11 protein-coding genes are annotated in these 10438 nt (G+C 74.0%); 6 read left to right on the top strand and 5 right to left on the bottom strand.

Annotated features, from left to right (window positions below; genetic code table 11):
• A partial coding sequence (locus AN218_RS32715; protein WP_244900900.1) for a sirohydrochlorin chelatase occupies nt 1-778 on the bottom strand: 778 nt, incomplete at its 3' end.
• A 243-nt stretch (nt 779-1021) separates the two neighbouring features.
• On the opposite strand from AN218_RS32715, the gene AN218_RS32710 reads away from it, so the two are divergent.
• The 3 genes from AN218_RS32710 to AN218_RS32700 all read left to right on the top strand — a co-directional run bounded on the left by AN218_RS32710 (nt 1022) and on the right by AN218_RS32700 (nt 4961).
• A complete protein-coding gene (locus tag AN218_RS32710; protein ID WP_079132846.1) occupies nt 1022-3256 on the top strand; it encodes a molybdopterin oxidoreductase family protein in 2235 nt (744 codons plus the stop codon).
• 15 nt (nt 3257-3271) lie between these two features.
• Complete coding sequence (locus AN218_RS32705; protein ID WP_420856047.1) at nt 3272-4123, top strand: SanA/YdcF family protein; 852 nt, start codon at nt 3272-3274, stop codon at nt 4121-4123.
• 94 nt (nt 4124-4217) lie between these two features.
• Nucleotides 4218-4961: an SAM-dependent methyltransferase gene (locus AN218_RS32700; protein WP_070020650.1), complete on the top strand. Its 744-nt coding sequence runs from the start codon at nt 4218-4220 to the stop codon at nt 4959-4961.
• 63 nt (nt 4962-5024) lie between these two features.
• Here the strand turns inward: AN218_RS32700 and AN218_RS32695 are convergent, their stop codons facing one another.
• On the bottom strand, nt 5025-5657 hold the full coding sequence (locus AN218_RS32695; RefSeq protein WP_070020649.1) for a TetR/AcrR family transcriptional regulator: 633 nt from the start codon (nt 5655-5657) through the stop codon (nt 5025-5027).
• A gap of 120 nt (nt 5658-5777) precedes the next feature.
• On the opposite strand from AN218_RS32695, the gene AN218_RS32690 reads away from it, so the two are divergent.
• Nucleotides 5778-6827: a zinc-binding dehydrogenase gene (locus tag AN218_RS32690; protein WP_070020648.1), complete on the top strand. Its 1050-nt coding sequence runs from the start codon at nt 5778-5780 to the stop codon at nt 6825-6827.
• A 101-nt stretch (nt 6828-6928) separates the two neighbouring features.
• Nucleotides 6929-7339, top strand: a complete 411-nt coding sequence (locus AN218_RS32685) for a VOC family protein (RefSeq protein WP_107421639.1) — start codon at nt 6929-6931, stop codon at nt 7337-7339.
• A gap of 112 nt (nt 7340-7451) precedes the next feature.
• Here the strand turns inward: AN218_RS32685 and cutA are convergent, their stop codons facing one another.
• Nucleotides 7452-7796 (bottom strand): divalent-cation tolerance protein CutA, encoded by a 345-nt coding sequence (gene cutA / locus AN218_RS32680; RefSeq protein WP_070020646.1) that lies wholly within the window; start codon nt 7794-7796, stop codon nt 7452-7454.
• 80 nt (nt 7797-7876) lie between these two features.
• A complete protein-coding gene (locus AN218_RS32675) occupies nt 7877-9451 on the bottom strand; it encodes a short-chain fatty acid transporter (RefSeq protein ID WP_079132845.1) in 1575 nt (524 codons plus the stop codon).
• Nucleotides 9452-9752: 301 nt separating this feature from the next.
• Here AN218_RS32675 and AN218_RS32670 point away from each other — a divergent pair, with 301 nt between their 5' ends.
• The gene (locus tag AN218_RS32670; RefSeq protein WP_070020645.1) at nt 9753-10148 is read left to right on the top strand and encodes a VOC family protein; all 396 of its coding nucleotides are present in this window, start codon (nt 9753-9755) and stop codon (nt 10146-10148) included.
• On the opposite strand, the gene AN218_RS32665 is transcribed toward AN218_RS32670, so the two are convergent.
• Nucleotides 10088-10438 (bottom strand): helix-turn-helix domain-containing protein (locus AN218_RS32665; RefSeq protein ID WP_141747788.1); only part of this gene is annotated, 351 nt, incomplete at its 5' end. The genes AN218_RS32670 and AN218_RS32665 overlap by 61 nt on opposite strands.

The following is a 10438-nucleotide window of genomic DNA, read 5'->3' as shown; positions in this document are numbered from 1 at the left end:
CGGGCAGCACGGGGACGGAGCCGCCGAGCCGTTCGCGGAGCCGGGCGGCGGTGCGACGGGCGCCGTCGGCGGACTCCGGGTCGCGGGATCCGGCGCAGGCCAGCACGACGGCGTCGGGTCCGTGCGGCTCGTCCACCGCGTGCGCCTCGTTCCCGTACGACGCGTTCCCGGACGCCTCGTTCCCGTACGACTCGTTCAGCCGCCCGTGCAGCGCCTCGGCGAGCAGCGGGTGCGGGCCGAGGGGTGCGGCGACGGCCGCGTGCGGGTGCGGGGAGGCGGCGACGGCCCGTGGGATGTCGTGCTTCACATGGTGGCCCGGCCCGAACAGCAGGGGTACGAGGGCCACTTGGCGGTGGGACGGGATCGCCGCCAGGGTCTCCGGAAGCGACGGCTCGTCGAGTTCGAGGTGCCCGAGCACCACCCGCAGACCCGGCCGGGCGGCCCGTACGGCGTCGAGCAGCGCCCTGACCGTGCGGGACGCGGCGGGGTCGCGCGAGCCGTGCGCGACGGCGACGAGAACGGGGCCGTCCCCGCCGAAGGACGGGTGCGCCGCGGTGTGCCGGGCCCGCAGTTGGGCCGTGAGCTGCGCGGTGAAGCGCGTCATGAGCCCGGCGGTGCTGTCGAGGCAGTGCAGCGGCACGGACGCGGGCGAGGCGGGCGAGGACGTGGCGAGCGGCGCCGAACGGGCGGTAGCGGACGCGGAGTTGGGGGCGGGCGCGGACGCCGATGAGGACGCGGAGACGGAGGACGCGGACGCGGGAGGGAGAGAGGCCGTCATAGGGGCAGGCTGCCGGGGCGTCTTTGCGCCGCCGTTGCGGAGCCGAAGCCACCGCGTTGCGATGCCCTCACGGCGACCGCGCCGCACCGGTGCCTCATACGGCCGCACCCGGTGCCTCGCCCGGACCGCGCCCGCTTCTCACCGGCTCCTCACCGTCGCTCCGCACGGCCGCTGAGCACCCCGTCCCCGGTGCGTTACGCGCGCCGCCCGTACCCGTAACAGACGTACCGCAGGCTGCCGTTCATGTCCGTCCCGCACACGAGTCCTCCGACCGACACCCACTGCCCGTACTGCGCGCTCCAGTGCGGCATGGCGCTGCGCCCGGCGGCGGACGGCGCGGACGGGCGCCCGGTGCTGGAGGTGGCCGAGCGGCCCGGCTTCCCCGTCAACGAGGGGGCGCTGTGCGGCAAGGGACGTACCGCCGCCGAACTGCTCGCGCCCGGCGCCCGGTTGACCCGGCCGCTGGTGCGGCGTGCGGCCTCCGGCGAGCTGGAGCCCGCGGGCTGGGACGAGGCGCTGGATCTGGTGGCCGGGGCGCTGGCCCGTACGCGGCGCACACACGGTCCGGACGCGGTGGGCGTCTTCGGCGGCGGCGGGCTGACGAACGAAAAGGCCTACGCGCTGGGCAAGTTCGCCCGTGTCGTGCTCGGCACCTCGCAGATCGACTACAACGGCCGCTTCTGCATGTCCTCGGCCGCGGCGGCCGGGACCAGGGCCTTCGGCGTCGACCGGGGGCTGCCGTTCCCGCTCGCGGACGTCGCCCGTACGGACTGCGCCGTGCTCGTCGGCTCCAACCTCGCGGAGACGATGCCGCCGGCGCTGCGCCGGCTGTCCGAACTGCGGGAGAACGGCGGCACGTTGATCGTCGTGGACCCGCGCCGCACCCGTACCGCCGAGCAGGCGGACCTCCATCTCGCGCCGCGCCCTGGCACCGATCTGGCGCTCGCGCTGGGCCTGTTGCACCTCGTGGTCGCCGAAGACGCGCTGGACAGCGGCTATATCGAGGCCAGGACCACCGGCTGGCCCGAGGCGCGCAGCGCCGCCATGGCGCACTGGCCGGAGCTGGTGGAGCGCGTCACCGGCGTCCCCGTGCCCGAACTGCGGCGCGCCGCCGCCCTGTTCGCGGGCGCACGGCACGCCATGGTGCTCACCGCGCGCGGCACCGAGCAGCATGCGAAGGGCACCGACACCGTGGGCGCGTGGATCAACCTGTGTCTGGCGACGGGGCGTCCGGGACGCCCGTACTCCGGCTTCGGCACGCTGACGGGCCAGGGCAACGGGCAGGGCGGACGCGAACACGGCCAGAAGGCCGACCAGTTGCCCGGCGGCCGCAGACTCGACGACCCGGCGGCGCGCGCCCATGTGGCCCGGGTGTGGGGTGTCGATCCCGCGTCGCTGCCCGGCCCGGGGCGCAGCGCGTACGAACTCCTCGACGAACTCGGGCGCGGCGTACGGACGTTGCTGCTCGCCGGCTCGAACCCGGTGGTCTCGGCACCGCGCGCCGCACACGTCGAACAGCGGCTGCGGTCGCTGGACTTCCTCGCCGTGTGCGACGTCGTGCTGTCGGAGTCGGCGCGTCTGGCGGACGTGGTGCTGCCCGTCGCGCAGTGGGCGGAGGAGACCGGCACCACGACGAATCTGGAGGGCAGGGTGCTGCTGCGCCGCAAGGCCGTCGACCCGCCGCCGGGCGTCCGTACGGATCTTCAGGTGCTGGCGGGACTGGCCGAACGGCTCGGCGGGCGGCGGGGTTTCCCCACCGACCCGGAGGAGGTCTTCGAGGAGCTGCGGCGGGCGAGCGCGGGCGGACCGGCGGACTACTCGGGCATCGGCTACCGCCGCATCGCCGAGGAGGACGGGGTCTTCTGGCCCTGCCCGGAGCGGCCCGCAGCGGACACCCCGCACCCCGGCACCCCGCGGCTCTTCCGCGAGCGCTTCGCCACACCGGACGGGCGGGCCCGCTTCGTACCCGTGACACACCGCCCGGCGGCGGAGGAGCCGGACGCGCGCCATCCGCTGCTGCTGACGACGGGACGGGTCCTCTCGCAGTACCAGTCGGGTGCGCAGACCCGCCGCGTCGGGGCGCTGAACGCGGCGGCGCCGGGTCCCTTCGTCGAGCTGCACCCGCGCCTGGCACGGGAGTTGGGCGTACGGGACGGCGACGCGCTCGCCGTCGTCTCGCGGCGCGGACGCGCGGTGGCGCCCGCGCGCGTCACACGGGCGATCCGGCCCGACACCGTCTTCATGCCCTTCCACTGGGGCGGCGAGGGCCGGGCGAACTCCGTGACCAACCCGGCGCTCGATCCCGACTCGCGGATGCCGGAGTTCAAGGTGTGCGCGGTACGCGTCGAGCGGGCGGAGCGCGATTCCGCCGGCGGCGGGGCGCCGGGGACGGCGGAGACGGGAACGGCTGGGGCGGGCCGGAGCGAGGGGCCCGCGGGAACCGTCGGTACCAACGGGGCAACCGCGCAGGCCCGTTGACGCGTCACAGCTTTCGTGCCCGAGACGACCGCCGCCGAAGGCCCCGGCACCGAGCCGGACCCCGCGCCCGCCACGCGGACCGCCGGGCGAACCGCCGGGCGCCGACCCCGGCTTGCCCGGTCCGCCTGGTCCGCTTGGTCCACCGCCCGCCGCAGACGTGCCGTGCAGGCCGCGATGGTGTGCTGCGTGCTCGCCCTGCTGCCCGCGACCTGGCTGCGGCTGTCCACCGGCGACGTACGGCCGCAGGCCGGTACGGCCCACGCCCCGTCCGCGCCCGTCGCGCTGGTCTTCGGCGCCGGCCTGTGGGACGGCGAGCCCTCCCCGTATCTGGCGCACCGGCTGGACGCGGCGGCAGATCTGTACGCGAAGGGGAAGGTGCGGGCGGTGCTCGTCTCCGGCGACAACAGCCGGAAGGAGTACGACGAACCGGAGGCCATGCGCGCCTATCTCGCCGAACGGGGCGTCCCCGGGCGGCGGATCGCGGCCGACTACGCGGGCTTCGACACCTGGGACTCCTGCACACGCGCGGCCCGTGTCTTCGGCGTCGGGCGCGCGCTGCTCGTCAGCCAGGACTTCCACATCCGCCGCGCGACCGCGCTGTGCCGGGCGGCGGGCATCGACTCCTACGGCGTGGGCGTCGCCGAGCCGCGCGACGCCACCTGGTACGCGGGCGGTCTGCGCGAGATCCCCGGCGCCGCCAAGGCCGCCTTCGACGCGGGCGTCGCACCGGATCCGCACTTCCTCGGGCCGCACGAGCGGGGCGTGGACAGCGCGCTGGCGGACGCGGCCCGCGAGAGCGGAGACGGGGACGTACGCGAGGGCGGCCACGGGAGCGGGCACGAGAGCGGGCACGAGGCCGGCGGCTGAGACGGCCTCGGGGACGGCCCCGTACGGTGCAACAGCCGCTGCGCCGCGCGGAATTGACGCGACCCTGCACCCGGCCGCGCGGCACACTGCCGCCATGGACCGCCGGCAGCTCAGCCATCTCGCGCACCGCGACCATCCCGTCGCCGCGCCGCTCGACGACGCCTCCGTCGGCCGTCTGCTCACGCTGGCGCTGCCCCGCGGCGACGAGCGCGTACTGGATCTGGGCTGCGGCGAGGCCGCCTGGCTCCTGCGGGCGCTCGCGGACCGCCCGGAGGTCCGCGGCACGGGAGTCGACGTCTCCCCCGTCGCACTGGCCGGGGCACGTGAGGCCGCCGCCGCGGCGGGGCTCACGGAGCGGCTGACGCTGCACGAGACCGACGCCGCTCGCTTCACCGCGCCGCACGCCTTCGACCTCGTCGCCGTCGTCGGCGCCACGCACGCCTTCGGCGGACTGCTGCCCGCCCTGGCCGCGGCCCGCGCACATCTCGCGCCGGGCGGCCGTGTACTCGTCGGCGAGGGCTTCTGGGAGTGCGCCCCCTCCCCCGCAGCGCTGGCCGGACTGGGCGCGTCCGCCGGGGAGTTCGACGATCTCGCCACGACCGTCGACCGTGTCACCGCGGACGGCTGGACGCCCGTACACGCCCACGTCAGCACACCCGGCGAATGGGACGACTACGAGTGGTCGTGGACGGGCTCGCTCTCCCGCTGGGCCCTGGACAACCCGCACCACCCGGACAGCGCCGACGCATGGGAAGCCGCCGCCGCACACCGCGAGGGCTGGCTGCGCGGCTACCGGGGGACGCTGGGCTTCGTCACGCTGCTGCTGCGGGCGTCGTAAGGCCGTACCGGAACCGCCGCCCCAACTTTCAGGCGCCGCACCGGAGTTGCCGGAGGAGTGCGCTCAGCCGGCGCCGATTCCCTTCGCCCGCAGCAGAGTTCTCGCGCCCGCGCGGGCGGGCCGCAGGGCCGCGGGGCCGGGGCGCAGGGAGTGCAGCACGAGCGCGCCCTCGTGCAGGCACACCAACTGGTCGGCCAGTTCGCCCCGTTCGCGGCCCTTCAGCCCGCTCTCGCCGAGCAGCCGTACGAAGAGGGCTCGCAGCCACTTCTTCTCCTCCGCGGCCACCCGGTGCGCGGGGTGTGCCGGATCCGGCAGCTCCGCGAGGGCGTTGACGAACGCGCAGCCCCGGGAGTTCGAGGCCGTCCAGGACGTCAGCACGTCGAACGGCGCGAGCAGCCGCGGAAGACCGGGCGCGCGCTCCTCGACGGCCTCGGTCACCAGGGCGCGCCAGCGCTCGTCGCGCTCCCGCAGATACGCCGTGACGAGGGCGTCCTTGGAGCCGAAGCGGTTGTAGAGCGTGCGCTTGGTGATCTGCGCGGCCTCGGCGACGGTGTCGACGCCGGTGGCCGTGATGCCCCGTTCGTAGAACAGCTCGGCCGCCGTGTCCAGGATTCTGCGCGCACCGGGAGTGAGCGGCGGTGCGGACTGCGGCGGTTCGGCCTTCGGCCGTTCGGATCCGGCGGAGCGGCTGGTCATCACTTGCCTTTACAGATCTGTATACCTACGGTGGGGTTCACAGGTCAGTATAGATATCAGGTCCGCATTCAGGCCCGTACTCGGGCCGGTACGGATGTCAGCGATCGGAAGAGGTCCACGATGAGAGCGGCGCTCCTCACCCGGTTCGGCGGCCCGGACGCCGTCGAGATCCGTGACGTGCCCCCGCCGGTCCCGCAGACCGGCCAGGCGCTCGTCCGGGTCACGGCCGCGGGCATGAACAACACGGACATCTGGACGCGTCAGGGTGCGTACGGCGCGCCCGGGGATCCGCAGGCCCGTGCCGGGTGGCGCGGCCCCGTCGCCTTCCCGCGCATCCAGGGCGGCGACATCGCCGGCGTCGTCGAGAGCACCGGTCCGGGGACCGACCCGGCACTACGGGGACGCCGCGTCCTCGTCGACCCCGCGCTCTACGCCGACGACCAGGACCCCCACGCGCTGCCCGTCGGGCTGCTCGGCAGCGAGGCCGACGGCGGCTTCGCCGAGTACGTCGCCGTACGGACGGACCGGCTGCACGACGTCACCGGCTCCCCGCTCGGCGACGACGAACTCGCCGCGCTGCCCGTCGCGTACGGGACGGCCATGGGCATGCTCGACCGCGCCGCCGCGGGCGCCGGGGACACCGTCCTGGTCACCGGGGCGTCCGGCGGCGTGGGCCACGCGGCGCTGCAACTCGCGGCGGCAGCCGGATGCCGGGTGATCGCGGTGACGTCGCGGAGCAAACACCGCAGGGTCCTGGAGGCGGGTGCGGCCCTCGCCCTCGACCGGGACGAGGGACCCGACGCGCTGGGAGAGCGGCTGCACGACACCGCACCCGGCGGGGTCGCCGCCGTGCTGGACGTGGTCGGCGGCGACTGGATCTCCCACCTGCTGCCGCATGTGGCCGACGGCGGGCGGTGGGTGACCGCGGGCGCCATGGCCGGCTACCGGACGGCCTTCGATCTGCGGCGGCTGTATGTGCACAACGTCGCCCTCATCGGTTCGTCCATGCACACCGCCGCGCAGTTCGCCCAGCTCGCCGACGCGGCACGGAAGGGCACCGTACGGCCGCTGATCCACGAGCGCTTTCCGCTCTCCCGGCTGCACGAGGCGCAGGCGCGGTTCGAGGAGCGCCGCCACGTCGGCAAGATCGTCCTCGATCCGACCGGATGACCCCGCGGGCCGCCCCGGGAAATCTCCGGCCGCACCGATGAGTTGCCGCCGCTCCCCCGGTCCCCATGGACACAGGGAAAACACCGGAAAGGCGGCCCACCGTGTCCACCAAGATCTTCGTCAATCTCCCCGTGCAGGACCTCGCCAGGTCCCGTGAGTTCTTCACGCGGCTCGGCTACTCCTTCAACCCGCAGTTCTCCGACGACAACGCCGTGTGCCTCGTCATCAGCGACGACATCTTCGCCATGCTGCTCGTCGAGCCGTTCTTCAAGTCGTTCACGAAGAAGGACGTCGCCGACTCCCGTACGAGCACCGAGGTGATGCTCGCGCTCAGCGCGGAGAGCAGAGCAGACGTCGACGACCTCGCCGACAAGGCGCTGGCGGCGGGCGGCACCCCCGCGGGCGACCCGCAGGACCTCGGCTTCATGTACGGGCGCAGCTTCTACGACCTCGACGACCACCACTGGGAGGTCGTGTGGATGGACCCGGCCGCGCTGGAGGAGCAGGGCTGAACGGGCCCCGCCCGCCGGGTCGTTCACGTACGGGCGTGTGCGCACGGACGGCCGGGCGTGCGCATGCGCGCGGACGTCGGCGTACGCCGGGCCGTCCGCCCCCGGGAAGCGGTCAGCTCCCGGGGGCCGGTGCCGCGGTCTCCTCCTCGACCCAGGCGAGATAGCCCTCGCCGCCGCGCACGACCGGCGTCGCGATGATCTCCGGCACGTCGTAGTCGTGCGTACGGTGCAGATACGCCTCCAGCGCGTCGTAGCGCGCGCTGCTCGTCTTGAACAGCACCTGCCACTCCGGGTCGTTCTGCACGGCGCCCTCCCACCGGTAGACGGAGGTGACGGGCGCGCTGATCTGGGCGCAGGCGGCCACGCGCTCCCGTACGGCACCGGCGGCCAGTTCGCGTGCCTTCTCCTCGCTGGCGGTCGTCGTCAGCACGGTCAGAATCCGGGCGTCGTCGCTCATGGCCCCAGCCTGTCATCCCGTACGAGGGCGGCGCGCGGCCCGGCCGGTCTCCGGGTCCCGACGAGCCCCCGCCGGTCCGCTCACGGGAAGGGCAGCGTCCCGGCGAGCAGCGTCACCATGACCAGTACGGCGGGGAAGCAGGCGAGGAACATCGCGAACGTGTAGCCCATGATGTCGCGCGCCTTGAGCCCCAGGATCGCCAGCGTGGGCAGCATCCAAAACGGCTGGAGAAGGTTCGCCGAGGCCTCGCCGAGGTCGTAGACGACGACCATCCAGCCCTGGTTGACGTGGAGTTGGTTGGCCGCGTCGATCACGTACGGGGCCTCGATGACCCACTTGCTGCCGCCGCTGGGCACGAAGACGCCGAGCACCGCCGAGTAGAGCGCGATGAGCGGCGCGAAGAACAGCTCGTTGGAGACGCTCACCAGCCAGCCCGCCACCTGCTTGGAGATGCCGGTGAAGGCGATCATGCCGAAGATGCCGCCGTAGAAGGGGAATTGGAGCAGCACTCCGGAGGCGGCGGGCGCCCCGCGGCGCACCGCGTCGACCATCCGGATCGGCCGCCAGTGCAGACACAGCGCCAGCAGCAGCAGGATCAGATTGACGGTGTTGAGGTCGAGCGCCTCGACGGGGTTGCCCGGTGCGCCCGCGAAGTGCCGTACGAGATACCAGAGTCCGAGCAGCCCGATCAGGACGGTGAAGACGGGGCTGCTCTCCAGCCAGTCGCCGGGGCGGGAGCGCGTCACCTTGTGGGCGTTCTCCTGTACCAGGGGCCGCAGTTCGATGCCCAGGTCCTCCGCGGTCTTCGCCCGCGCGGGCGTCGGCGTGAGGAACCAGGCCATGGTCAGGGCGACGGCGAAGACGACGGCGGTGGCCAGCAGGCTCTGCCAGGTGAAGATCGTGTCGGTGAGCGGGATGAGCCCGTCGCCGCCGCGGCCGTCGGCGATGACGTCCCGTACGGGCTTCGGGCTGGAGACCGCGCTGGCGACCTGGAGCGCCGCCGACCCGGACAGGCCCTGCGCCCACACCGTGCCCAGTCCGAGGAAGGCCATGGCGCCGATCGCGCGGTAGTCCACGCCCCGTACGACGCGGGCGATCTCCTTGGCGAGGATGGCGGAGAAGACCAGGCTGAACGCCCAGTTGAGATACGAACTGGCCATCGCCACGGCGGCGGTGAAGGTGATCGCCGCGCGGGGCGAGCGGGGTATGCGCGCCAGCCGGGCGATCAGCTTGGCGACCGGGGCGGAGACCGCGACCGCGTACCCACCGATGATGATCATCGCCATCTGCAGGGTGAACTCGATCAGCGACCAGAAGCCCTTGCCCCATGCGTCGACGAGGGTCGTGGGGCGCTCGCCGGTGGACATCCCGAGCGCGAAGATCAGGAACGTGCCGACGAGCACGAACCCGAAGGCGTCCGGCAGCCACCTCTCCGTGAAGGCGGTGAAGCGCAGCGCGGTGCGTGCGAGCAGCGTCTCGCGCTCCTCGGGTGGCGCTGCCGTGCCGCCGGGCCGCGGGTCCTTCCCGGCGTCCGGTGTCTCGGGGTGCCGCTGCTCCGCCTCGGTCCCGTCGGTCCCGCTCCCGGTTCCGGTCCCGGTGCCGTCCGTCCCGGACCCGCCCGCCTCGGTCCCGTCCGTCGCGTCTCTCCCGGCCATGGTCCACCTCGCTTGCTCCGGCCGTCCGTTCCGGGCGCATCCTGACGAGCGGAAGACGCGAGGGGAAGCGCTCGCCTGCGCACCGTTGCAGAACCGGAAGCAAGCTGGCGGCTCGGACCATGACGTACGGGCAAGGTGTGGTGCCCCTGGACATTGCGCGCGGGGGCGGTGAGCGCGTCGAGATCGCGAGGACAGGGAGCACGAGTGAGCGTGGGGGTGCGCGTGGGGCCGGGGCCGCCGCGGCCCACCGTGTCCGTTTCGTTCAAGACCGGCGCGCTGCGGCCCGCCTACCGTGCCGCGCATGACACCACGTTTCGACCTCATCGGCCTCGTCACCGCCGACATGGCGGCCTCGCTGGCCTTCTACCGCAGGCTCGGCCTGGACCTCCCGGCCGGTGCCGACCGCGAACCGCACGTCGAGGCGGCGCTGCCCGGCGGGCTGCGCATCGCCTGGGACACCGAGGAGACCGTCCGCTCCTTCGACCCGGACTGGGAGTCCGGTCCGCGCGGCGCGGGCCGGGTCTCCCTGGCCTTTCTCTGTGAGAGCCCGGCCGGCGTCGACCGGCTGCACGCGGAGCTGACGGACGCCGGGTACGAGAGCCACAAGGAGCCCTGGGACGCCGTCTGGGGACAGCGCTACGCGGTCGTCGCCGACCCGGACGGCAACGGCGTCGACCTGTTCGCGCCGCTGTCCTGAACCGTCCGGCCGTCCCGGTCCGTTCCGTCGTCCCGATCCGTCCCGTCGTCCCGGTCCGCCGCGCCGTCCCCGGCGGTCAGCCGCGTCAGCGGCACCCCGGCCAACGCCCTGACCTCACGCGAGAGATGAGCCTGGTCGGCATAGCCCGCGGCGGCGGCGACCCCGGCGGGCGGCATGCCGCCGGCCGCCAGCCGCAGCGCCCGCTGAAGGCGCAGCACACGCGCGAGCGTCTTGGGCCCGTAGCCGAACGCGTCCAGGCTGCGTCTGCGCAACTGCCGCTCGCTCAGCCC

The organism is Streptomyces nanshensis (assembly GCF_001751255.1).
GTDB lineage: Bacteria > Actinomycetota > Actinomycetes > Streptomycetales > Streptomycetaceae > Streptomyces > Streptomyces nanshensis_A.
Note: the sequence above shows the minus strand (reverse complement) of the source record. Positions and strands in the feature narration are given on the sequence as shown.